We start from the raw sequence: 25,175 nt of genomic DNA on the forward strand, positions 1-25,175 counted from the left end.
TTACCTCATTGAACTACAAACAGAAACTTAAATACCACTTTCAACCGAAGATCAAGGATTGTGATACCCCCCTATCAATATCACATTCCTTGAATTTTTCTTACTAATGAAAAATCGCCACAAAAGGAGAGATAAATGAAGTGAAAAATCATCCTTTAATTTCAATAATTTTTCCTGCCAAAAATGAAGGGGAAAATGTGAAAAACACTCTCGATTCGTTATTTTCAGTTAATACAGATTATTCCTTCGAAGTGATTATTATAAACGATGGATCATCAGATGATTGCTGCAATTTTCTTACTACCTATAATCACGCAAACCAGGTTAAGCTTTTTGAAACAGATGGCATTGGAGCTGCCCGCGCACGAAATTTAGGAGCAGCAAAAGCTTCTGGAGAATTCCTGATTTTTTGCGACGCCCATTTACAGTTTGAAGATTTATGGATCGATCATATTGTAGAACCCCTGCTTACAGGAAAATCTGATGCAGTAACCCCAGCAATCGCTTCGTTTGGCAATTCCGATTTCATTGGCTATGGTCAGACCTTAAAGTCAAATCTCAGAATTAAATGGAACGCTAAACAGAATGGCCTCTTTGAAACTGCCGTATTACCCGGAGGATGTTTTATTATCTCAAAAAAAGTGTTTGAAGATGTGGGCGGATTTGAGACGGGATTTAAAACTTGGGGACATGAAGATGTAGAGCTTTCTATTAAGCTATGGCTGTTTGGGTTCCGCTGCCACGCTATGCCTAATGTAAAAATAATCCACTTATTCAGAAAAGCTCACCCCTATGAAGTTAGCTATGATGAAGTTTATTATAATTTATTAAGGATGGCCTACTCTCATTTTAATACCCACCGTATCCAAAAGTGCAAAAAACTCATGATACATGTAAAAGCAAACCCGATTGAATCCCAAGTGCTCCTTGATGGAGTTAAAAAGCAGCGACGGGCTTACTTTCAAAAACGAAAATATGATGATGATTGGTACTTTGCCAAATTCAAAATAGATTTCTAGATTTTACAGATCACCCTTTCGAGTCATGTCGTTTTATTTATTCCTTTATAAATTAACAAAATGATGTAAGGTGAGAATGTAAATGAAAGAGCTTTTAACTAATATATAAGAAAAATGCTCAAACCAAAACACTCATTCAGGAATTACCAAGCATAATAAAACAACTTCAGATAAAAAAATGATAGATGCACCATGTGGTGATTTTAATTGGATGAAGGAAATATACAAAATATTGGGATTGGGATTGATATCGTCGATGAGATAATTAAAAGAAATAAAAAAAATATCGATTAAACAATGTATAGTTTTTTCATATGGACATTACAAAAGATCGTCTACTACAATCTCGACTCTAAAAAATCACTAGCTTTATGGGATTAGGATATCATCAATTTTTTTAAAAAATATATATCTACTTCCGCTTGCTCATGATATTATCCCCTTAGTTAGACTGTATAAAAAGCCCATGAAATAACATGTTTGTTAAACTACTACTTGGATAGATCTTATTTTGCCTAAAAAAGGGGATACATATCAATTTTTCACCAAGGAATTAAAGATACAGGTTGTACAAATTTATTTGTATAATGAGGGTAACCAATGGATTGGTGCGAAAATAGTAAAATACAGACGGCTTTTCAGACTTGCTGTGGATAAAGCACTGTACCATACAAAGGCTTAATCCCCCTTGTAAAGGACCTCCTCGTATGATACTCGATAGGATAGTAGTTGTGCCTTTTGGTTAGCCTTCCCCTTTTTGCTTCATGCCCTTAATAAGTACTTCTGCCACCTCAGGGCGAGTAAATTCCGGTGGTGGAGTAATACCCTCATGCAGCATTTCCCGGACTTTCGTTCCACTTAAAATGAACCTATCGTCAGAATGAGGGCATGCCTTCAACGAAGCCATATTCATACATTTTCCACAGTAAAAGCTAAAACAATGGTTCAATACCTATTTCTTTAGGGTCAAACTTGCTGAAAATTTCTTGCGCATCATACGTTCAATAATATTTTCCTACCCCAGCATGATCACGGCCGACATTAAAGTGTGTACAACCATAATACTTTCGAACAAGCGCATGAAAGGCCGCTTCCCTTGGACCTGCAAAACGCATAGCTGCTGTGTAAATTGCAAGACGGACCCGGTCCAATGGATAGTAATATTTTAATAAAATTTGATAGCTTTCCATCCGGACATCAGCTGGTATAACATCCTTTTTCGTTGCACTCACTAGTGGATTCAACAGAAGTCCATCAACCGTTTCTAATGCCGTTTTTTGCAAGTATTCATGTGCTCGATGCACTGGATTTCTAGTTTAAAAACCGACCACAGTACTCCAGCCTAAGGAGTTGAACATTTTTCCAGTTTCGTTTGGACTCATATAAAATTCTTCAAACGGTTTATGTGAGGGCCTATTCACTAGAAAAATAGACCCAGCAATATAGATATCCCCTTGCTCAAATAGTTTTTTCACCCCAGGATGATTATCGTCTTGTTTTATAAACTAGTTTAGCTTCTTCCAGTTTATCGTATTCAATCATTTCTTCTACCTGAATGACCCCGCACAGTTCTCCCTCATCACTATATAGAGCCACTTCATCCCCCGCATTAATACTCTTCGCCTCTACCTTTGTTACAGGAAGAGTAACCGGAAGCGTCCATGGTAATCCGTTTGCCAGATGCACTATATTTTAAGACGCTCTGGTAAATCTTTTTCCGCCATAAATCCAATAAGCGGACTAAACCCACCATTTGAAATCATTTCCATATCCGAAATAATCCATTTTGAGATAGTAAGGGGCGAAAGGGATTTGCACTTTTCCAAATATTCTTCTCGATCAATTCCTGCTAATTCACGATTAATCAACTTGCCTACATGTGGTTCAATGATGGTTCTTTGAACATTTATATATTACACCTCGATCATTTGTACGTTCCATTGTCACCTTTTCAGGCTTAAATATTGCCATCCCCTAAGTGATCATTATCTTTTAAGAAGTTCATGATCTGCCGCGCACATTCTTCAATAGAATATTGACTTGTTTCAATAATGATTTCAGGGATTACCGGTTCTTCATAGGGGGCTGAAATCCCTGTGAATTGTGTAATTTCCCCAATTCTAGCTTTCTTATATAGCCCTTTGGGATCTCGTTTCTCACAGGCTTCTAAAGGACATTTGACATATATCTCAAGAAATTCACCCTGTTTCACCTTTTTTCTGACAGCTTCCCGGTCACTAATATAAGGAGAAATAAACGTTGCTAATACCACAATACCGCTATCCACAAAAATTTTGGCAACTTCTCCGATTCGGCGTATATTTTCCTTGCGATCTTCAGAACTAAATCCAAGATCTTCATTTAATCCATTCCGTAAATTATCTCCATCCAATATATATGTCGAGATCCCCTTCTCATGGAGTTTTCCTTCGACCATATTCGCTATGGTTGACTTCCCTGAACCTGATAAACCTGTAAACCAAAGAATCAAGCTTTTATGTCCATGTAAAGCTTGCCTATGTTCTTTCGTAATAGAAAATGAATGATGATGGATGTGCTCATCTTGACCCATAGAATCTCCCCTTTATTCTTAAGTTATGGAACAGGATTTTTGTTATTTCGGATGACATGGACTAAAGAAATTATCCAGCCAATTAATATGAGCATATAAATAACGAGAGACCAATGATCAAGAAACGTCCAAGTGTTAATCAACGTACGTGCATTGGTTAAAATAATAAATCCCCCTACAAGGACACCCAATAAATAAGATGGCAATTTTGTAACGATCCAGGCAGCGATGGGTGCTGCTATAATTCCCCCTGCCATAAGTGCAATGACCCAAAACCAGTTCACATCCTGCCAGCCTAATGCAATAAGAAACCCTAACGTGGCAGAAACAGCAATAGCAAATTCACTCGTATCGACCGTACCCACCACTTTTCTAGCAGGAACACCTTTTTGGGATAAAAGGACTGGAGTTGTAATCGGGCCCCATCCTCCCCCACCGGTTGCATCTGCAAATCCGGCTATTAACCCCAAAACGATTGATTTTTTTCTTGATATATTAATTGATTTCATTTCAGTTCTTGTGTTGGATATAATTAAAAAACGAAAAAGTACATATACGCCAAGGATTAACAAAAAAATCGAAATATAAGGTTTTACTGCATTTCCTGGTAAATTACTCAAAAAACACGCTCCTGCAAATGCCCCGATTGAACCAGGAATGATTAATTTTAAAAGCGCTTGACGATCAACGTTCCCGAATTTCATATGGGAAATACCAGAAGCAGCAGTAGTCACTACCTCGGACAGATGTACGGATGCTGAAGCCACAGCAGGGGCAATTCCAAATGTCAACAACATGGATGTTGAAGTAACCCCATATGCCATACCTAAGGATCCATCAATTAATTGAGCCAAAAAACCAATAAACGCGAATATGATGAGCTTTTTCATGTTTTCCTCCTACAAAACGATTCCTTTTTTTATTAAAACGACATTCTATTATCGTATAGGGATCTTGTCGCAATGTAGACAATCCAAAACCCATTGCTAATGGATTCTCGTCTTTTATTTGATTTAAGTAATACCTAACAAAAAATATTGCTTTTTCCAGACTTTAAAATCATGCTCGAAAAAAGGAAACAACCATATATTGATAAGATGGAGATTAATTTCTATAAGATATGCAAAAAAACCCTTACTTGCTATAGACTTATACATTTAGTCAAAAAATTCACATAACCGATTCCCATAGAATTGATGGCCAACCATTCCTGGATTCAACGGCTTAAATAAGACTTAATTTCCTAACCTGATAGTAAAAAAAAGCAATTAAATTTCTTCGATTAAAAAAGAAAAAAAGCCCTTGTTTAAACACAAGGACTTCCGACTATAGCAAATCAAGGCTAGGGGCACATTCAATCTGAATAATTATTGTTTTCCAAGTTGTTTTAACATTAATTGTTTCATTTTAGCTCGGTGTCGATTAACAACGATAAAAGTTTCTTTTTTGATACTAACTGCATGCTTGTTCGAGCCCATTTGTGGATGAACCCTATAAAGTAATAAAGGCTGAGACAAAAACTTTATGTCGAATTTTTGTAAGATCCTTAACCATAAATCATAATCGTGAGTATATGGAAGTGATTCATCAAACACTCCGATTTGATTAAATATTTTCCTATTCATCATTACAGTGCAGCCATTAATAATATTTCCCTTGCTCATTGCTTTAATCAAATCTAATTTATTAGGCAGATGTATACCTAAACTGGGAGTGATAACGTTCCCATTCTCATTTATACAATAATAAGAAGTATAACTAAATAACGCTCGATTTTTATTCATGAAGTCCAATTGAACTTCTGTTTTCTCAGGGTAAAAGATGTCATCTGAACTGAGCCAGCAAAAATAGTCGCCTGTCGCATTTTTGATGCCCATATTTAATGCGCTCGCTGTTCCACCGTTTCCCTTTTCGATGTATATAATTCTATCTAGATACGGAGTGATTTTATCTGAATATTTTGTAGAGCCATCATTCACAACGATAATTTCAATATTTTTATATGTTTGATTCATCAAACTTTCCAATGCTTCATCAATGTAGGGGCAATTATAAAACGGAACAACAATAGATACTTTTGACATATGTGAACCGCCTTCCTAATAATCAGCTTTATATTTTCTATACAAATAATTTCTCACTGTGTATTTTCATTCTTATGTTTATTTCTATCTTATTAAGATATGTAATATTCCTTCATATGACATGAACCAGAATTAAAATGGCAAGTATAATCTGAATAACTTAGATATAATCGCTCGTCGAATCATATATATAATTCATGTGTTTAAATTTCTTTAAAAAGGATGAATCAATAGAACCTTGTTGCCTTAATATGATTCAACCTTATCCCATAGTCCTGATGCTTCATTTTGTTTGAGGAGGAGGAAGAATGAATATACTGTTTGTTTTTTACGTTCCAAGCGGTGGGGTGGAAACCTTAAATCGACAACGATTTTCCGCTCTGAAAAAATTCAATATCAATGCTCATTTTCTTTATTATGAAAACAAAAGAAAACAAAAACTTTTAAATAATCACATTGGACCAACATTTATATCGAACAATGATAGCGAAATCAAAAAAATTTTAGAGGATGGAAAATATAGCGCTGTCGTTGTCGTTTCAGATTTCCAAGCTTTAGCAAGATTTAGAGCCTTGGGTTATAATGGAAAGATGATATTAGAAATTCAAGGATACGGTCCCAAACATGTAGCAAGAGGAGCGCTTTCAAATGCCATTCCACAGGTCAATGCCTATGCTGATGGATTTCTTAATCCAAAAACTCCACACATCATGCAATTATTAGATGAACTTTACCCTTCTGTTCCCAAATTCAGTTTCAATAATTGTTTTGATACAAGTCAGTTCTCATACCGATCATTACCTTTAGATGGCGTCAGGAAAATTGCATGGATCGGCAGAATTGAAGATAACAAAAATTGGAGGGAATTTCTTCAAATAGGGTATCAGCTAGTTCACAATTATTATCCAAATATACAGTTACTTATGTTTGAAGATCCCACTTTAAGTGTCCCTAATGAAAGAGTAAAATTTAAAAGATTAATTACACAATTAAATTTGAGCAAAAATCTTACCGTACACTCAAATGTCCCTAATTCCCAAATGGCCAATTATTATTCCCTAATCGGCGATTCAGGAGGCTTTTTATGCTCTACCTCAAAAGTGGAAGGAGCCCCATACGCCCTGTTAGAAGCGATGAGTTGCAGGTGCCCTGTGCTGACGACGGATTCCGATGGGGTAAGGAGCTCGATCATCCATAATCAAACGGGAAAATATTACACTTTAGGAAATATCGATAATGCAGTCAGAGAGGCAAAGGAATTAATGAATAACAAGGCATTAAGGGAAAGTATCCGGTCAAATGCCCTTGAACACGTCAAAACTCATTTTAGTCCTGATTTGTATGCTCAAAATTTCATCAATATGCTGGAATCCCTGGGAGTAAACTCCAAGTGAAAAAAACCGCCGGAATTTTTTCATTCCGACGGTTTCTTATTGACTGTCCAATCAGGAACTAGTTTAAGGCACTCTGTTCCAATTTGAACTTTGCCAATTGCCGTTGTTCCTCTGCTGTAAGTGATTGAAGTTTTTCGTAAAGTAGTTTTTATGCATAATCATATAATTCAAAATCCAATGCGTTATATTTTCTGATTAAATTTTTTAGGGGCGACGGCACTTCTTCTTTGGCCATGCGATTTTTAGTAATATTTTCCTTGTATAATGAATATCCCCACCAAGCATATTCATTTTAAGGCAAAAAAGTGTTTTATTGAACAACTCCGTGACTCCCACCACAGTAAGTGTCTTTAAGTTTTCCTTGGCTTTTGTAATGTCAGGATTTTCAGGATTCCCACATACCATTATTGTTTGATTATTTTGTGCTTCAGGTTCTTTTAATACAAATTCCTCTAGGGTCATGTCTCTTACTCTCTCAAATCCTGGATAGTTTTGTAAAAAGTAATATAAGGATATAACACGGTTAACTGGATCACGTAACATCGTAAAGTAATTAGAGGGTTTTGAAAAATGCTATTCCATAATTGTAATGACCCGCTACAGCTTTTATTTTTCTCTTTTCCTCTACCCCTAATTGATCAACTTTTTAATCTTGAATTCGTAAGAGTCCTGACCGAATATTTCATTAGCTTTAAATTGTTTTCTAAAGATTGCACTTAAGGTCGTTCCCCTAGTCTTTGGGATATGCATAGATATATCGAGAAGACCTTCAGACATAATGATTCCTCCATTTCCAGTTATAAAAGCCAGTATTATAAGTTCTTTAAATTTTTTTTAAGAATTGGCCGGTAATGAGTTTCAATCGTAAGGATATCTTTTAACATTTCAGGTTGGAATCTGCTTGTACCTGATTCTTCATGTATCCTGAACTTTGTTAAGACTTCATCCAAATAATACATTTTATATCCATTTACCAATAATCGAAGCCACATTTCATAATCATGAGTATAACGATGATATGGATTGAAGTAACCAACCGCATTAAATACATCTTTCTTCAAAACGACAGTACAGCCATTCACGGCATTACGAAGTAAAAAAGCATGATACACTCCGTTTTCAATATCGCTAAAGCGTTCACCTGTCCAAGAATGTATGACTTCATCATTTTTGTTTATACTATCAAAATTCGTAAAACTGACCTTTGCATCATGTTCGAGCATAAACGAAATTTGCAGTGACACCTTTTCAGGAAGAAAATAATCATCAGAACTTAACCAAGCTACATATTCTCCCGCAGCGGCACGTATCCCTTGATTCAATGCCGTAGCAGTACCCCCGTTCTCCTTTCTCAAATAACGAATCCTCTCCAAGAACGGCTGTATTTTCTCAGTATAAATTGTTGATCCGTCATCTACGACGATGACCTCTACATTCTTATATGTTTGATTAAGCGCACTTTGAATAGCCTGATCTACATAGGGACAATTATAAAATGGAATAATGATTGATACTTTCGGCTCCATTGCCTACCCTCCTGAAAAGTTTTTCATAGCGTATTGTTTCGACTGCCTGTAGTTGATTTCAGCACTTTTCCTTTAATTCGCGATGAAAGGTAAGGATATCCATTAAAGATGATTTAAGTGGGATACTTGGTTTCCACCCTAAATTCATTAGCTTTATAGGGTCGATTGCCACTTTATTTTCTATTTTTTCATTTTGTTGTGAGTTCACCTTTATATCTTCTGTTGTTACCGACCTGAAGCCTTCAATGATTTCTCCTAAAGAATGATTATTACCTGAAGCAACATCATACGTTTCCCTAGGCTGCCCCCTAGTCAATAGAAGGTCATAAGCCCTCACTGCATCTCTTACATCCAGAAAATCACGTTGGACTTCCAGATTTTCGACCTCAAGGACCTTTTCCATTCCCTTCTTTTCCATCTCTGCAATTTTCTTTGCGAAAATGGAACAAACACCATTGGACACTCCAGGTCCAATAAGATTGGATGGTTTTGCAATGATGATGTTCATGTTATATAAAAATGCCCATGATTGTGCTATAAGAACTTGAAGTGTTTTACTTAAACTATAAGGATGGGGAATTGATGAGATGGAACTGGGGTCAATTTGAAGAGCTGAGCCAACTATCACGATTTTACAATCCGGACTTTCTTTACGAATGGCATCAATTAAGTATGCAGTGGACATGGTATTCGCCTCCAGGGTTGAAACGGGTTCCGACCATGATTCCCCAACGTGGCTCTGTCCAGCTAAATGTAGAAGGTACTTGGGTTTGGTCCTTTTGATGAGGTTATATACGTCATTTCCATTTATCAGATCACAACATTCCGCATGGATCCTACCTTCGATATTCATCCTTTTTCGTGAAACCGCCGTAATATCATATCCTGATTTCAGGAAATGTGCACATGCATGTTGACCTGTAAACCCACTAGCCCCTGTGATTATTAATTTCCCTTGTTGATTCATAGATTTCTCATCCAATCGTTAATGATGTTAATATGCGTCTTTAATATCTTATGGTTAAAATGGCCTCAACTCATATAAATCACTTAATACTCATCATTCGACCGCTTCAACATCTTCCAATACATAGTAATTTTATTAATATTGGGTGCATCATGGACGCAGCCTTTTTATTACAATATGCCCGCTCCCCACCAGTTGCTATGGGCTGCTCCCTCCTTCTAATAACAAAAGGGCAAATTCTGCTGAGATTTATTAATTATTAAAACGTCTTCACATTAATCCAAATGTAAAGTCACCGGAATTGAATGTTTAGTCCATATCGATAAGTAGTTGATGCATACAATAATAACGAAAACATTGCGTACTACCTCTTCTTTATAATTATCATTCTTTAACATTTAGTACCTATCATAAAAAGGGGTAAGTGAGGAATTTTTTTATTTTGATTAGGTTATTTTCACCATATTTAATGAGACGGCCAAAATATTTTAAGCATTTCATTTAATTGTTGGTGTACGTAACGAGAAATTAAAAAATTTATATCTTAGGAGAGATAAATTTATGGCGAATGGATGTAATCAAAATCCTATTGGATTTTGTTCAGAAGCTGAAGGGATCGATACAATAGCCAACGGGGTGGCTTCCCATGCTGAAGGAAATGGGACAATCGCGGGCGGTGGTGCATCTCATGCAGAAGGGTTTCAGACAGAAACGACAGCTGATGTGGCTCATGCAGAAGGATCTAACACAACGGCTGCAGGGGTGGCTTCCCATGCTGAAGGATATTTGACCAACGCTAATGGAAGTTCTTCCCACGCCGAAGGTTCGACCACGGTGGCGGAAGGTGTAGCCTCACACGCGGAGGGATATTTTTCGATAGCTAGTGCGAATACGGCCCATGCAGAAGGTAGCTCAACCTTAGCTTCCGGTTATGCCTCCCATGCGGAGGGATCAAGCACAAGCGCCTTGAACCTCTATGCCCATTCAGAGGGAAATGTAACAACTGCTTCGGGTATTGCCTCCCATGCAGAGGGAGAAAACACAATCGCAAGCGGCCTAGTCTCGCATGCGGAGGGACAAGCTACTAGAGCTCAAGGTGAATCCTCGCATGCCGAAGGAGATCAGACTTTTGCTATCGGAAGAGCCTCACACGCTGAAGGAAATTTAACGATTGCCAGCGGTATTTTTGCGCACGCGGAGGGGCAGCGTACCATCGCTTCAGGAGACCTTTCTCACGCTGAAGGAAATCAAACTCAAGCGCTCGGCCAAAATTCTCACGCTGAAGGTGCTCTTACCATCGCGAATGGTTTCACCTCACATGCCGAAGGTGTAAACTCGGTTGCTTCTGGTTTCTTTTCCCACACAGAAGGACAATCAACAAATGCTAACTTTTTGGAAGGCGTCCATGTCATGGGACAATTCGGTGCAGCAAACGAACTGCCGTATTCTTGGTACCTGGCAAATGGCATTAATGCCTCAACTCCTGGTTTGGCTGCCAAGATTTTAAGCAACGGAAATGTAAAAGTTGACGGAACCTTCACAACTCCGGCAGCAGATTATGCGGAAATGTTCGAAACGACCGATGGAAACCCCATCGAATTCGGGTACTTCGTTACTTTGGAAAAGGATAAAGTCCGGATAGCAAATGGTCAAGATGATTTTATTCTGGGAATTTCAAGCGCAACCCCTGCCTTCTTAGCAGATGGTGGCGAGCTTCGTTGGAAACACAAGTACTTGACTACAGAATGGGGTGAAATTTTGTACGAAGAAACCGTACTTCCTCCTGTATTAGACGCTGAAGGCAATGCAGTCGTGCCGAAACGGACAGAACGCAAACCGGTATTAAACCCTGATTGGGATGCTACGCTTGAATACAAGCCCCGCAGTAGCAGACCTGAATGGATCGCCATAGGTCTGTTAGGAAAACTGTTAGTTAGAGATGATGGGAGTTGTGAAGTTAATGGCTACTGTATGCCAAATGGTGAAGGAATAGCGACAACAGCAAAACGAGGTTATCGAGTGCTCAAACGCACAGGTATAAATCAAATATTGGTTTTGTTTAATTCTGTACCAATAAATAATTCCACTAATTTAGAGGATCTTAGGAAGTTAGCAGAATTAAAAGAACAAGACTACCTTACTGAAGAAGAATTTCTAATAGAAAAACAAAAGCTATTAAACTCATGAGGGGCTGGCCTCAATTGTTTGTATACGAATAGGGCCCGTATACATTCACTCTCATTCTGCGAGGCTGAATTCGCTTTATTGGAGGAAACCCTTGATCGTGTAATATGTATCCTGCTTATCATGATTTGGAGCCATTGGACGATTATTACAATTCGAGGGAGATTTATAAATGTGACAAATAAATTTAATCTTTTAAAAACAGCTGGATAACTTGTCTATACAAAAACCTTCTCCAATAATATTATAGAGTATTCCATTAAAAGAGGTGTTATAATTTGGGAAAATTTTTAGATGCACAAACTTCACAGAATGCCAGTTTTAGGAGCTCCATCGCGATACCCGTAACCACTACACCGGCACTCTTCGGAACATTGGGCCTCAACACTACAGGTGCTGGACCGAATATTCGGGTAGAATTCACTTTCACCGCAACTCTTAGCTCCCTAGCTGCCTTATTAACTCCGGTTAACATTGAAGTTTATAGGGGGATAGGCGTTGGCAGGGTTCTTGTATATTCAGCACAACAAACATTGCCTGTTGCAGGTTTAGGAGTTGCCTCCGAAACGGTTATCACCTTAGCAGGTGCTGACTTTAATCCACCCTCCCCAAATAACTTTTTAATTTATCAATCGTTCATCAGCATACCTGGCGGAATTGTCATTGCACCGACCCGTACTGGGCCCGAAAGCTTTTACGCGGCCGCCTATTCCGACTAAATTCTACCCATGATTGAATGTCAATGCATATAGATTCCATTTATTTGGATGGCGAGTGCTTCTCATTGGACGAGTACTCGTTTTTTTAAAAAAATAATTGGATATCTCTTCAATAATCTACATAAAAGCATGTGATTCGTCTATAGCGTCATGTTTTTCCCGAATAGTTATAAAGAGATAAATAAAAAAGATAATCAAACGCATGAGTTAAGGGGAGATTGCCATGAAAATATTACTTGCCACTTTTTGGGTAACACCACATGTGGGCGGTGTATGGAACTATATGCAGCAATTAAAGGAAAAGCTTGAATCTCATGGTCATAAGGTCGATTTCCTAAGCTATGGTAAAAACCATGAATATGTTCATATCATTAACGAAAATCGTAGGATAGATAGGGGTTCACAGCCTCCGGAATTATTAATGAAACAACTTGACCCACCCCCCCATAGCGATCCAGTGATTGATTATTATGCTTCAAGGTGTAATTTTTTTCAGTTAGCAGCTAATATGTTAGGTTTGGATCAATATGATGTCATTCATACACAAGATATATTTTCGACTGTCTGCATTAACCGAATAAGATCCGAAAAAACTGCTCTAGTCGCCACCCTTCATGGTTGTGTCGCTCACGAGCTTAAGAGTGCATACTACAGCTCCAAAACTGTTAAGAGAAGCATCGCGAAACAAGGTTGTGAATATTTTGACCGGTTCGAATATGAGGGTGCGACATCGGCTGACTATACGATTGTAGCCAATAAATGGATGAAGAATATTTTAACGGATGAATTTCAAGTGCCGAAAGAACAACTTCATGTTTTTCATTATGGATATGATACAGAAACCTTCCTGAAGCGAAAGGACCAAAAAACCGAGATCCAACGCCCCCATGATAAGAAAGTGATTATCTATACTGGTCGGCTGAATGAGTTTAAAGGAGTGCATCACTTAATAAGCGCACTCAAGGAATTAAAAAAGACTAGAACTGATTGGGTTTGTTGGATTGTTGGGGAAGGTCCAAAAGAATTGGAGTTGAAAAACAAATGCAAAGCCGAGGGCTTGGAAGATGATGTGATTTTTATGGGAAGACGGGATGATGTTCCTTATTTGTTATCACTTTCGGATATCTTCGTTCTTCCAACATTGATGGAAAATCAGCCGTTGTCTGTAATAGAAGCGCAAATTTCCGGAAAAGCTGTCATTGCCAGTGATGTGGGTGGAGTGCCAGAAATCATTGAACATGGAATTACAGGTGTATTATCACCTGCCGGGGATGAACAGATGTTAACCATGCATATCCGATATTTATTGGAGAATGAGCCCTATATGAAAAACCTTGGATCCAATGCCCAAAAATGGGGACTGGAATATTGGTCACCCGATAAAGCTGTCCAAAAGGTGCTAGGTGTATATGAAAACGCAATTTTCACAAAGAGAAATAAATAATTCCAGAAAGATGCTACCCCTTGATGGTGTCAGCATCTTTTCTTTTTCCCATCTTTTTTAGAAAATGCTAGGTAACTGTTTAAGCCATTATTGACCGTATAACATACACTACTAAAAACATATAAAAGGAGTATGATGTATGAAGGCTATCGTGACAGGTGGAGCTGGGTTCATTGGTTCCCATCTCGTTGAAGAACTTATCTTAAATGGTGCCGAGGTACATGTATTGGATAACATGATATCCGGTCACAAGGAATATGTACATCCCAATGCCATCATCCATACTGAAGATATATGCAGCGAGGTCGCTGGTCAGATCATTGTTAAAGAAAAGCCAGATGTCGTCTTCCATTTGGCTGCACAGGCGGATGTGAGCCGATCCATTCTCGAACCACAATATGATGCTGATGTGAATATCAATGGAACGATCAATATTCTTCGGGCTTGTCATGAATCGGCTGTAAGTAAACTGATCTTTTCTTCTACCTCAGGGGTATATGGAAATTTACAGAAAGACTTGATTTCTGAAGATGACCAGACAGGACCCATTTCTTATTATGGATTATCAAAACTGACGGCCGAATCATATATCCGCTTGTTTAATCAGCTTTATGGGCTCCCCTACACGATTCTCCGTTATGGAAATGTTTATGGGCCGAGACAAACAGCAAAAGGGGAAGGCGGAGTCGTCGCAGTTTTCTTAGAAAAACTCAAAAAGGGAATGCCTTTAAGCATTCACGGTGATGGTGAACAAACTCGTGATTATATATATGTGAAAGATATAGTACATGCTAACATCGCTTCAGTGAATCGGGGAAATCAAGAAACGATCCAGGTCAGCACTGCTCAGAAAACGTCAGTGAATCAACTTTTGGATATGCTCACACAAATTCATGGTTCAAAAGTGAATACAGTCCATTCAGCCGCAAGAACAGGTGATATTAAACACAGCTGCCTTGATAACAGGAAAGCACGGCAATTACTGAATTGGTATCCAAAGACTGAAATTTTCCAAGGCTTATCCGATACCTATACCTTCTCGTGTAAGAAGTAGTTTATTTCTATAAATAGGTCAGTACAGCTAACGAGTTTAAGGAAAAGTGCACAGGCGGATTAGGCTTTTACATCCCCTTCACTTCATACAAGCTTGATATGGGTTAATATACCCTGTTATCCTACCCTTACAAATTAACATGTTTTATATGTTATCAATTCGTTCAGTTTTCTAAAGTATATAGATATTTTTGCCGTTTCTTATTACTAGGGAGCGGTTTTTTCTACTATATCATCCGATGAATCTGAAAATTTTCAAGGAATTTATTAATATGGAACGAATAATCACACTATTTTAAAAGCCTAGTGATAGTTATCGTACGTGATGACAAAGTTCACATGCTGCTGGTAATTTGTGAGCCAAACTGAAGAGCTAGGCACTCGAATTTTCGTGAAAAATATGTATCATTCATAGTAATTATTACTTGGCTGTCTTCTCGTCGTGATACTTTTTTAATGAAGAATCAAAAGCACGAAACTAATTACACTATCTGACGTAATATCTCGCACTATTTCTTATTAACTTAACGTCCGCATAGAAGGCCCAGTTTGAATCATCCCATGAATGCATTTAATGATCCAATCATTACCCATTAAATTCTGAACACATATTAGGGCTAGGAAAAATCCGTTGCTTAATAGGTGTCATGTAACGGTTATTTCCAATACACTCTTATTCGCTGCTTAATTATTATACCTATTTTGTTCTTACCATTTTTACCGACTTTATTTTCACGTTCCCACTGAACTTTACTTCATCTTAAAGTAATATGTAATATACTAATGGTCATAAGCATATTTCAACCTATCGTGACCATTAATATTGGTTATTTTCCGAGCTCCACCCTCTAAAAATGCAGCTAAAGACAATAAATAAGATTCTCTACATTATTTATTACTTCCATTTTGGTTAATACTTAAGTTAACCAATTTGTCCGTTAGTTTTTTGATATCTCATCCACTCTCTTAATTCTACTAACATCTTTTCATAAGTTGGAACTTGATATTTAAAATCGGATCTCCGATTCTTAATGGTTCGGTCCAGAACAATACTTGAATCCGGAATGATTTCTACATCATTTTTCTCAAAGATTTCAGAGATCAATTTTAATAAGGCTGACTTTGAGATTTTCTCCTCTGAACCTAGATGATATAACCCAGTAATATTCTTCTGAACCATCGTTTCCAGCGCCTTGGCCAGTTCAAGTGTCGTTACACCATTCCAAAGCACTTTTTCATATCCTTTTATTTCTCCCTTTTGCTTCATGAACCAAAGAAATAAACCAATTCCATCATCTTTTAGTTCCGGGCCTATTATGGAGGTTCGAATAGTCAAATGTTTTTCACTAATGATTTCTCCCAAGTGCTTGGATTGGCCATAAATTGTGGTACTATCAGGGATATCGTCCTCGGTATAATCCCCTTTTACACCTGAAAATACACAATCTGTACTGATATGAATCAATTTTCCATTATTGCGTTCGGTCAATTTAACAAGCTGATGGGGAAAAACACTATTAACCTGGAAAGCGAGTTTCGTATTATCACTTGCTCGATCATTTAAAATACCGATACAATTAATCGTAATGTCAGGTTTTACTTTATCCATAATTTCCTCAAGACTGGTTAAATCGGTTACGTCCAGATATAAAGCCTTTTTATCATTCGGATCTCTTGATGTATAAGTCACCTGATACTTTGGGTCCTCTGTGAAATACTCCTTTATTACATGGCCTGCCATCCCTTGTCCACCAAGGACTAGTACCTTCATGTTAAATAAAGCCCCCATTCTTTAACATTTCCGCAATCTGGGATTTATCCATTAGTCCAGTGCCAGAGTTATAGTCTTCTAAACTAACAGGCTGGTAATTAGCATAATGTTCTTTGATCCCATCTATGTTAATGGCTGGAAGTATTACATAATATTCATCATCATAGACAATCGCCGTTGTGCTTTCATATTCTGAAAGCAGGATTTCATGGAGTTTTTCCCCAGGACGGATGCCAAGGACTTCTACACCTATATTTGTTTTATTGGATGCTTCCATCAACACTTCAGCTAAGTCGATAATTTTACAGGACGGCATTTTCATTACGAATATTTCTCCGCCAATGCTTTCAAAAGTTGCTTTAAATACCAATTTAATCGCTTCTTCAATGGTTAAAAAGAATCTCGTCATGTTTAAGTCGGTTATGCCGATTTTTCCCTTTTCTTTAATCTGCTTTTTAAATACATGGATGACACTTCCGTTTGTTCCCAAAACATTTCCGCCTCGGATGCATACGAATCTTGTATTCGTTTTTAATGTATTAGCATGGATGATCAATCTTTCTGCCATCGCCTTTGAAAGGCCATAAAAGTTGGATGGATTTGAAGCTTTGTCTGTAGAAATGTTCACAACTGAATGAACATTGCAACTTATTGCAGCTTCTATGACATTCTGTGTTCCAATTACGTTGGTCTTTAATGCTTCAATGGGTTGATTTTCACAAACAGGCACATGTTTTAACGCAGCCAAATGAAAAATATAATCAACACCTTGGGATGCTTCGATTAATGCTTCCTTCTCTTTTATGTCTCCTATAATGAAATTCAATTTTGGGTTATTGTCAAATTCCTGCTTCATTGTAAATTGATTGGACTCATTTCTTGAAAAAATACGTATTTCCCTTGGCTCATAGTCAAGAAGCTGCCTAACCAATTCATATCCCCATGAGCCTGTTCCGCCTGTCACTAAGATGGTTTGATTCTTAATCAATTTCATGGCCTCCCAGTATTATTTTAAGTACTTTATCTGATACGTTTTTATGGTCGTAGCCTACTGGAAAAGTCCAGTCCTTTTGTTGGTTAACCATAACATTCACACAATTGACGATTTGTTTAGCGTTAATTCCTGATAATATATTGCTGCCCGACTCAATGGTTTCTGGCCTTTCGGTTGTTTTACGAATCGTAACGGTCGGTACATGGAACAAACAACATTCCTCTTGAACGGTTCCACTATCGGTCAGCACACAAAAAGCGTTTTTTTCAAGTTTTACGAAATCAAAGAAACCAAATGGCTCATGAAATTCAATTAATGGATGCACTTCTAATTTGGGACTTAATTCAATACGGGATTTTGTCCGGGGATGTAAACTGCATATGATTCTTTTTTGATAGGCTTCGGCAACTGAATTAATGCCTTTCATAATTTCCAGCAATCGGTCTTCATGGTCAACATTTTCAGCACGATGGGCTGTAACGAGGAAATAATCATCCTTATCCAGATTCAGTTTCTCCAAAATTACACTTTGCTCAATCTCATTGTTGTAATGGTTCAAGACCTCGCAAATTGGGTTTCCCGATAAATATATTCTTTTACTCGGGATACCTTCATTCAAAAGATTTTCTTTACTTTGAGGAGTATAAGGTAAATTAAAGCTTGAAACAGCATCAATAATACGACGATTTTTTTCTTCAGGCACTTCCAAGTCAAAACAACGGTTCCCTGCTTCCATATGAATGACTGGAATGCCCATTCTTTCTGCTAAGATGGAGCTGAGTCCGGAGTTTGTATCCCCCAACACTAATACTTTGTCGGGCTTTTCATTTAAAAGAATGGTCTCTAATTTACTAAATATGGCTGCTAACTGTTCACCGAGGGTTTGCTGTTGATTCAGCAAGACATAATCAGGGGTTCGAACCTTAAGCTGTTGGAAGAATATTTCACTTAAGGATGAGGTGAAATTTTGTCCAGTGTGCACTAGAATATGTGAATCGGCATATTGATCCAGTTTCTTTATGATTAGACTTAATCTGATAATTTCAGGTCGAGTCCCTAAAATAGTCATGACTTTCACGATTTACACTCCTTAATCTTTTCTGGTTTATGGCCTCACCGTCTACCCTTATTGTATGCACAGCCAATTCTATTGTTATAGGCTAACCTATTAGATTTCGCCTCAATTTGAAAGGATAACTGATTAATAAGCCGCCATTCCCCCCCCCAACCTGGATTTATTAAAAGACTTTTATTCCTTATTGAACTCAATATTGATTGAACTACTTTCCATTCTATTAAAAAAGCTATATGTCCTTGTTAGGACATATAGCTCAGACTGTAGACAAACTAGACAAGTTTGTCTCAGTTTTTTAAGTGGGTTTATAAAACCTCAAACATCGATTTCCACTACAGGCACCCGCTTTCCGCGGGCGGTCCATCCACGGCGGCTTGCGCCTGCGGGGTCTCCCCTTGACCGCTTTTCCTGCAGGAGTCCCGTACACCTGCTCCCATCAACTTTGTTTTGAAATATCAGGTAAAACCCCTTTAGTCAACCAAACTCAGCTTTCCTTGTTAGGACATATAGCTTTTTATCATTTTTGGAATTGTAATTGATGCAGATTGGCAAAAATGCCCCCCTGCTTAAGTAAGTCATCGTGACCGCCTTCTTCAGCAATTCCTTCTTCCGTAACAACCACGATCTTGTCAGCGTTGCGAATGGTTGCCAATCGGTGTGCGATGATTAACGTAGTTCTGTTTTCAGCTAGTTCCGTAAGAGCCTGCTGGATTATTCTTTCCGTCTCCGTATCGAGTGCAGAGGTTGCCTCATCGAGAATTAATATTGGCGGATTCTTCAAAAACATCCTCGCTATTGCAATTCGTTGTTTTTGTCCTCCCGATAATTTCAAGCCTCGTTCACCTATTTGAGTTTCATAGCCTTCTGGAAGTCCTTCAATGAAAGTCTCCAAATGGGCTTTCCTTGCGGCTTCTTGAATTTGTTCATCCGATGCTCCAAGCATTCCGTACGCAATGTTCTCTTTTACAGTTCCTGTGAAAAGGAATACATCTTGCTGGACTATGCCAATTTGTGAGCGCAATGACTTTTTCGTCATTTCACGAATATCAATACCATCAATGGATATTGAACCGGCCATAACATCATAAAAACGCGGGATCAATGAACATATGGTCGTTTTCCCAGCTCCTGAAGGCCCGACAAAAGCGATGGTTTCACCAGCTTTAATTGTTAGATCAATTCCTTTTAAAACCGGCTTTTTGTCTTCATAGTTAAAAGAAACATCTTTAAAGGAAATATCCCCTAAGAGGGTGGTCATCTCAATTGCATCCTTTTTATCCTCTACATCAGGCGCGACATCCAGTAGTTCCGTAAAACGCTTAAAGCCGGCCATCCCTTTTGGATAGAGTTCCATCAACGCACTGATTTTGTCAATCGGCTTAAATAATACGTTAACATATAAGACGAATGCAACCAGTTCCCCATAAGAGAGCTGCCCATGAAAAGTCAGCCAAGCTCCAATCACCAACACTGCAAGGGTCATGAACCTCGTCATCATGTAAATGCCTGATAAACTAAATGACATAACCTTATAGCCTAGTAGTTTCGCTTTACGGAATCTGCGATTATTAGTAGCAAATCTTTTCATTTCATATGTTTCATTCGTAAAGGATTGTACAACCCTCACTCCTGAGACGCTATCTTCCACACGGGCATTTACATCCGCAACCTCTGTATACATTTTCTTCCAAGCTTTATTCATCTTTAAATTACTTATGACAATCAATAACACGAGAAACGGTAAAATACAAACCGATACGAGTGCCAGTTTCACATTGATTGTCAACATAATCCAAAATGCACCTATAAAAGTCATGAAGGCAATGAATAAATCTTCGGGACCATGGTGAGCAAGTTCACCAATATCGAACAGATCATTGGTTATGCGGCTCATGATATGGCCGGTTTTCGTGTTATCAAAAAAACGAAAAGATTGTTTCTGCACATGCTCAAATAATTCCTCACGCATATCAGTCTCGATATTTATACCCAATTTGTGGCCCCAGTACCCTACTATGAACTGTAAGAAGGTACTAATGATATAAAGCAGGAACAAACCGACACTTACCGAAACTATGGCAGACCAATCGTCGCCAGGCAGCAGTGTATCAATAAACCACTGAACAGCTAGCGGAAATGCAAGTTCAAGTACAGCCACGACCACTGCACTGAAGAAATCAATAATGAATAACCGCTTATGCGGCAAGTAATATGAAGCAAAACGTCGAATCATCAAATTTTTCTCCTTTTTTACATATATTAAGGAGTATAATTCCATATTCCATATTGAGCAAGCATTTCAGAACGCCCACGTTCATATTATGGTAAAATCATTTATAAAAAAAGCCAACCCGGCTCATGCAATCTATTGAATCTAAGGAGTGAATCCAGTGTAAAAAAATAACCATTCTAAATATCCATGAACTTCATTTTCGTAAAGGATGGTATTCATGAAAAACACATCGTTTCGTTGCCTTTGGATTGGTCAGGCATTTGCAAATCTAGGGGATATTTTTTATGTAGTCGGGTTGATTTCACTATTATATAATTTGACGGGGTCTGCCTTCTATTTAAGTTTGCTCCCGTTCATTACAACGATTTTTCGGTTCATCAGCAGTTTACTTGCTCCCCTTGTCATCGACAGGTTTCCTTTAAAAAGAATCATCGTTCAATCTCAATGGTGGAAAACGATCTTACTCGTTTGCCTAGGAATCTTCATAATAAGTTTCGATCATGGTTTTTCCGTTGCCGTCATTTTCTTCATTGCTTTGATTTCATTATTGGACGGAGTCGCTGCCCCGGTTAGCGCAGCTTTGGTTCCTCAATTAGTTCCAAAAGTAGAGCGGATGAAAGCGAATGGTTTCTTGAATGTGATCACCCAGACCATCTTTGTAGCAGGATGGCCACTAGGTTCCGTCTTATTGATAAGTACCAACAGCAGTTTCATCATTTGGCTTACGGTCATGCTTTATGCCGTTTCAACGATCTATACAGGGAGAATCAAAGTCCCTGAACAAGCGACGGACCCTGTTGCTCCGTCAAACTGGGATTCGATTAAATCCGGATGGGTTGCGATTCGTCAAATCCCAACTATCCGTACCCTCATTTCGATTGATTTCATAACCACTTTAGCTTCAAGCGTGTGGGTGGCTGCCGTTATCTATATATATGTAGAACAGAACCTGCAACTGGGTGAGGAATGGTGGGGGTACATTAACACAAGCTACTTTGTCGGCATGATTTTCAGTGGATTGATCGTCATCCGTTTTGCCAAGTTACTAGAAAAATATATTGGATTCTTCATCACTTTCGGGCTATTTCTCAGTTCACTGCTGATCCTGCTTTTTGGAACTACCAGTATTCCTGCATTAGCTTTGCTGCTGGCATGCCTGTACGGGCTCCCAGAACAAATCCGGGAAGTGATCTATACCAAGCTATTCCAAGACCATGCTACGGAAAAGACTCTTGCAAAAATTCATGCCGTTTGGGGAGCAGTCATCAATCTTACATTTGCCGGCTCTGTCTTACTATTAGGCTTTATAACGGAAACATACAGTGTCAAAACAACGTTCCAATTTTCCTCCACGCTGATATTCCTTGCCTTTCTTTATGCAACTTTTAAAAGGAACGACTTAATAGGGAAGCAATGTGATCAATCGCTGTCAAGTAAGTCATCTAATTTTCCTAGATGATTTCGATTCACAAAAAAAAGGAGCCTTGGTTTTCCATGGCACCTTTTTTATCGTTTCAAGACCCGTCTAACAATATTGCCTCTCTTTAAAATCTTGCTCGGTATGATTGGCTTGCCTCTGTTGAAAGCTGCACAACAAAAAAAGGGAAGTAAATATATAAACCGCCTGCACCCATTCATTCTATTTGATAATCCAGATATTATTATTTATAAACTCCCAATTCTGCGGGAATTCCAAACCGATCTGCCAATAAGTTGCTCCTATCAGTTCATATCCATCAATCATTTCATATTTTGCACTTATCGATCGTATATCTTCAAACCAAACGACATGATTCGAATTCCCTCTTCGGTAGGAATAGGAAGGTGAAGCCGCTGAAGTGTCAAAAGTTATTTCAGCACCAGTTGCAATGGCAAGGTTTTGGGCATTTTGAGCTGATAAAGCTTTCGTCTCGTGGCTCGGTACTATCCAATCGTATCCATACATAGGAAATGCCGACTGCAGTTTATATTCAGGAATATTCAACAAAGCATAACGAAGAACCTCTCCCATCCACCAAAGTGGGGAAATGGGTTCAGGCGGTCCAGTCGGATACCCATAGTCAATGGTCATCACGGCAACAAGGTCAGCTGCCTCTCCGATCCCCCGATAATCATGCCCGCCTACAATTCGATTATCAGGATTATCCGCTGTTTTTGCATGTACGTTCACATGCAGGATCAGTTCGTTCAACCCTTCCTTTAATTCTTTTAAAAAAAGCACATAATCGGAACGCCTGGCAGGTGGGATGAATTCGATGTCCATGCTGACACCTCCATAGCCTTTCTCCCTAACGAAAGTCAGCATACTATTGATTAAATTCGTTCTGTATACTGAACTGGCAAGGACATCACCAGCCAAATCAGCGTCAAAATCACCATCTTGAAAGTTTCGGATCATCAGTAGCGGCTTCACCCCTGTCTGTTCGCATTTCGCAATAAGCGGGAGATCATCTCCATCAACGTACGCATTTCCTTCCCTTGTAAACGAATAAGCGACAATGGCTAAATAGGATAATTTATCACCATTCTGCTCAAGTGTTTCAAATACGACTCCACCTGAAGTCGGGAAGGCAAACCCCAGCGTAATCAATTGATTTTTGTAAGGAGACGGTATCAAAATTTCCGTACCGACTTTTAGCGAGTTTTCAGAGATTCCTGGGTTTGCCTCCTTGATTGCCGCTGCACTCGTACCAAAACGACTGCCGATTTTAGTAAGGGTATCCTGACTTTTAATTAGATACCTTCGATTCACCGCTTTTTCATTAGGTATATACAATGCCAGACCAGGAACCAAAGTTGTTGATTCCAATCCATTGACTTCAATTATCCTCGATGGGGCAACTTTATTTTTCGAGGCAATTTCCCAAAGGCTGTCACCTTTTTTCACAATAATAATCGTCATTCAAAACCCTCCAAACTCCCTCCAAAAAAGTTTATGTTATTCAGGTAATTGGTTAGAACGAATTATCACATTTCCTAATGATGATATTCTGGCTTTTTAGTCTTTTTTTAATGGAATAAAGGATCACAAAAAAAGAGGCTGTCCAAAGGGACACCCCCAAGCTATAAGCCATATTCTCCTATACATCAAAGTAAATTCTTAATGTCGTAGAACTTCCCATTCTCCAAATCTTCTGCTTCAAGCAGCTGCAAAAGTTTATCTGCTACAAATTCGGGGCTTCTTAATATGCCCTTCTCTTTATATTCATGAAATTTGTCTCGATCGGCAAAGTCCCGTTCGTCTGCTGATCGGATTGTCCCTTGCATCTCCGTATCCATTACCCCTGGTGAAAAAGAAATGAGAGACGTAGGAAAAGACATTTTATCCTGTTCCAGCCCTGCAACCCGTGTAAACATTTCCAGCCCCGCCTTAGTACTGCAATAGGCTGCCCAGCCATGATAAGGATTTTTTGCCGCTCCTGAAGATATGTTGACCAATACCTTCTTTCTGTTCCAGTCCTTTGTCTGTTTAACGAATTCATCAGCCAATACGATGGGTGCCATGAAATTCACCCGCATGCTCGTTTCCAAATTTACTATACCAAGGTTTCCTACCGGCTTAATAGGTTCAATGACACCTGCATTATTAATGAAATAAATATCACTAGTATCATCGACTTCAGTAAGAATCTCATTGACTAAGGAAGGCAACTTTTCAGTTTCATTCAAGTCCTGAGAAATAAATGTAAGTTTCGTCCCGGAACCGTCAGCAATCCGCTGCATTTCAGGATGGGCCGTACGGGAAACTAAAATGCAATGATCACTTGTCTGCAAACACCCTTTTGCGATTGCAGCACCTAAACCTTTTGAAGCTCCTGTGATTATAAACGTTTTCACAGCTTTTCCCCCTTTTCTGGATATAAACTATTGTACCAAAACGAGTTCGGAATGGTCTCACCACATATCGTGATTTTAGGATAAGACTACTGTTTTATGAAATCAAGCTCCGTACTTGGATTAAAAATGCAGGAAGCCTCAATCATTGACTTTGAGACAATAGAAGTTCCATCTAAAATAAAGCAAAGTTGATTGGAGTGGTGTGCAAGACTCCTGCGGGAAGAGCGCGTCCAAGGGAGACCCCGCAGCGGAAAGCGAGTGCCTGGAGAGGAAGTCAACGATTTTGCAAACTCAATGAATAAC

The 25,175-nt window shown here is 38.6% G+C and carries 20 protein-coding genes and 1 pseudogene; 7 read left to right on the forward strand and 14 right to left on the reverse strand.

Annotated elements, in window-relative coordinates:
• The first annotated feature begins 131 nt into the window (after positions 1-131).
• Entirely contained in the window at positions 132-1,019 is an 888-nt protein-coding gene (locus tag ACJ9PY_RS13915; protein WP_411740283.1) for a glycosyltransferase family 2 protein, read from the forward strand.
• A 742-nt stretch (positions 1,020-1,761) separates the two neighbouring features.
• Here ACJ9PY_RS13915 and sat read toward each other — a convergent pair.
• The 4 genes and pseudogenes from sat to ACJ9PY_RS13935 all read right to left on the reverse strand — a co-directional run bounded on the left by sat (position 1,762) and on the right by ACJ9PY_RS13935 (position 5,675).
• Positions 1,762-2,929: pseudogene (sat, locus tag ACJ9PY_RS13920) on the reverse strand (sulfate adenylyltransferase).
• Positions 2,930-2,976: 47 nt separating this feature from the next.
• On the reverse strand, positions 2,977-3,591 hold the full coding sequence (cysC, locus tag ACJ9PY_RS13925) for an adenylyl-sulfate kinase (protein WP_283928629.1): 615 nt from the start codon (positions 3,589-3,591) through the stop codon (positions 2,977-2,979).
• Positions 3,592-3,614: 23 nt separating this feature from the next.
• Complete coding sequence (locus ACJ9PY_RS13930) at positions 3,615-4,481, reverse strand: sulfite exporter TauE/SafE family protein (RefSeq protein WP_411738371.1); 867 nt, start codon at positions 4,479-4,481, stop codon at positions 3,615-3,617.
• A 477-nt stretch (positions 4,482-4,958) separates the two neighbouring features.
• Positions 4,959-5,675 (reverse strand): glycosyltransferase family 2 protein, encoded by a 717-nt coding sequence (locus ACJ9PY_RS13935; RefSeq protein ID WP_411738372.1) that lies wholly within the window; start codon positions 5,673-5,675, stop codon positions 4,959-4,961.
• Between the two features lie 347 nt (positions 5,676-6,022).
• Between ACJ9PY_RS13935 and ACJ9PY_RS13940 the strand changes: the two genes are divergently transcribed.
• Positions 6,023-7,069: a glycosyltransferase family 4 protein gene (locus tag ACJ9PY_RS13940; protein WP_411738373.1), complete on the forward strand. Its 1,047-nt coding sequence runs from the start codon at positions 6,023-6,025 to the stop codon at positions 7,067-7,069.
• A gap of 204 nt (positions 7,070-7,273) precedes the next feature.
• On the opposite strand, the gene ACJ9PY_RS13945 is transcribed toward ACJ9PY_RS13940, so the two are convergent.
• The 4 genes from ACJ9PY_RS13945 to ACJ9PY_RS13960 form a co-directional block, all read right to left on the reverse strand.
• Positions 7,274-7,612 (reverse strand): hypothetical protein, encoded by a 339-nt coding sequence (locus tag ACJ9PY_RS13945; RefSeq protein WP_411738374.1) that lies wholly within the window; start codon positions 7,610-7,612, stop codon positions 7,274-7,276.
• Between the two features lie 87 nt (positions 7,613-7,699).
• A complete protein-coding gene (locus ACJ9PY_RS13950) occupies positions 7,700-7,846 on the reverse strand; it encodes a hypothetical protein (RefSeq protein WP_411738376.1) in 147 nt (48 codons plus the stop codon).
• Positions 7,847-7,881: 35 nt separating this feature from the next.
• Positions 7,882-8,595, reverse strand: coding sequence for a glycosyltransferase (locus ACJ9PY_RS13955; RefSeq protein WP_411738377.1), 714 nt, complete (start codon positions 8,593-8,595; stop codon positions 7,882-7,884).
• 58 nt (positions 8,596-8,653) lie between these two features.
• Positions 8,654-9,562, reverse strand: coding sequence for an NAD-dependent epimerase/dehydratase family protein (locus ACJ9PY_RS13960; RefSeq protein ID WP_411738378.1), 909 nt, complete (start codon positions 9,560-9,562; stop codon positions 8,654-8,656).
• 561 nt (positions 9,563-10,123) lie between these two features.
• Here ACJ9PY_RS13960 and ACJ9PY_RS13965 point away from each other — a divergent pair.
• The 4 genes from ACJ9PY_RS13965 to ACJ9PY_RS13980 all read left to right on the forward strand — a co-directional run bounded on the left by ACJ9PY_RS13965 (position 10,124) and on the right by ACJ9PY_RS13980 (position 14,963).
• Positions 10,124-11,749 carry a peptidase G2 autoproteolytic cleavage domain-containing protein gene (locus ACJ9PY_RS13965; RefSeq protein ID WP_411738379.1) on the forward strand — a complete coding sequence of 542 codons (1,626 nt, stop codon included), beginning with the start codon at positions 10,124-10,126 and terminating at the stop codon, positions 11,747-11,749.
• Positions 11,750-12,024: 275 nt separating this feature from the next.
• The gene (locus ACJ9PY_RS13970) at positions 12,025-12,465 is read left to right on the forward strand and encodes a hypothetical protein (RefSeq protein WP_411738380.1); all 441 of its coding nucleotides are present in this window, start codon (positions 12,025-12,027) and stop codon (positions 12,463-12,465) included.
• Between the two features lie 223 nt (positions 12,466-12,688).
• Positions 12,689-13,909 carry a glycosyltransferase family 4 protein gene (locus tag ACJ9PY_RS13975; RefSeq protein WP_411738381.1) on the forward strand — a complete coding sequence of 407 codons (1,221 nt, stop codon included), beginning with the start codon at positions 12,689-12,691 and terminating at the stop codon, positions 13,907-13,909.
• Positions 13,910-14,048: 139 nt separating this feature from the next.
• The gene (locus ACJ9PY_RS13980; RefSeq protein ID WP_283928638.1) at positions 14,049-14,963 is read left to right on the forward strand and encodes an NAD-dependent epimerase/dehydratase family protein; all 915 of its coding nucleotides are present in this window, start codon (positions 14,049-14,051) and stop codon (positions 14,961-14,963) included.
• Between the two features lie 921 nt (positions 14,964-15,884).
• On the opposite strand, the gene ACJ9PY_RS13985 is transcribed toward ACJ9PY_RS13980, so the two are convergent.
• The 4 genes from ACJ9PY_RS13985 to ACJ9PY_RS14000 all read right to left on the reverse strand — a co-directional run bounded on the left by ACJ9PY_RS13985 (position 15,885) and on the right by ACJ9PY_RS14000 (position 21,035).
• Positions 15,885-16,733: a dTDP-4-dehydrorhamnose reductase family protein gene (locus ACJ9PY_RS13985; RefSeq protein ID WP_283928639.1), complete on the reverse strand. Its 849-nt coding sequence runs from the start codon at positions 16,731-16,733 to the stop codon at positions 15,885-15,887.
• A 1-nt stretch (position 16,734) separates the two neighbouring features.
• Complete coding sequence (locus ACJ9PY_RS13990) at positions 16,735-17,721, reverse strand: polysaccharide biosynthesis protein (RefSeq protein ID WP_411738382.1); 987 nt, start codon at positions 17,719-17,721, stop codon at positions 16,735-16,737.
• Positions 17,714-18,805: a non-hydrolyzing UDP-N-acetylglucosamine 2-epimerase gene (gene wecB / locus ACJ9PY_RS13995; RefSeq protein ID WP_264638692.1), complete on the reverse strand. Its 1,092-nt coding sequence runs from the start codon at positions 18,803-18,805 to the stop codon at positions 17,714-17,716. The genes ACJ9PY_RS13990 and wecB overlap by 8 nt, the downstream gene beginning before the upstream one ends.
• Positions 18,806-19,319: 514 nt before the next feature.
• Positions 19,320-21,035 (reverse strand): ABC transporter ATP-binding protein, encoded by a 1,716-nt coding sequence (locus tag ACJ9PY_RS14000; protein ID WP_063576044.1) that lies wholly within the window; start codon positions 21,033-21,035, stop codon positions 19,320-19,322.
• 217 nt (positions 21,036-21,252) lie between these two features.
• On the opposite strand from ACJ9PY_RS14000, the gene ACJ9PY_RS14005 reads away from it, so the two are divergent.
• Complete coding sequence (locus tag ACJ9PY_RS14005; protein ID WP_187049512.1) at positions 21,253-22,494, forward strand: MFS transporter; 1,242 nt, start codon at positions 21,253-21,255, stop codon at positions 22,492-22,494.
• A gap of 180 nt (positions 22,495-22,674) precedes the next feature.
• Here ACJ9PY_RS14005 and ACJ9PY_RS14010 read toward each other — a convergent pair whose 3' ends face one another.
• Positions 22,675-23,937, reverse strand: coding sequence for a LysM peptidoglycan-binding domain-containing protein (locus ACJ9PY_RS14010; protein ID WP_278088895.1), 1,263 nt, complete (start codon positions 23,935-23,937; stop codon positions 22,675-22,677).
• Between the two features lie 185 nt (positions 23,938-24,122).
• Positions 24,123-24,872, reverse strand: coding sequence for a (S)-benzoin forming benzil reductase (locus ACJ9PY_RS14015; RefSeq protein WP_057277448.1), 750 nt, complete (start codon positions 24,870-24,872; stop codon positions 24,123-24,125).
• Positions 24,873-25,175: the final 303 nt, after the last annotated feature.

It is taken from the genome of Peribacillus sp. S4, from assembly GCF_046715815.1.
In the GTDB taxonomy this organism is placed as follows: Bacteria; Bacillota; Bacilli; order Bacillales; family DSM-1321; genus Peribacillus; species Peribacillus frigoritolerans.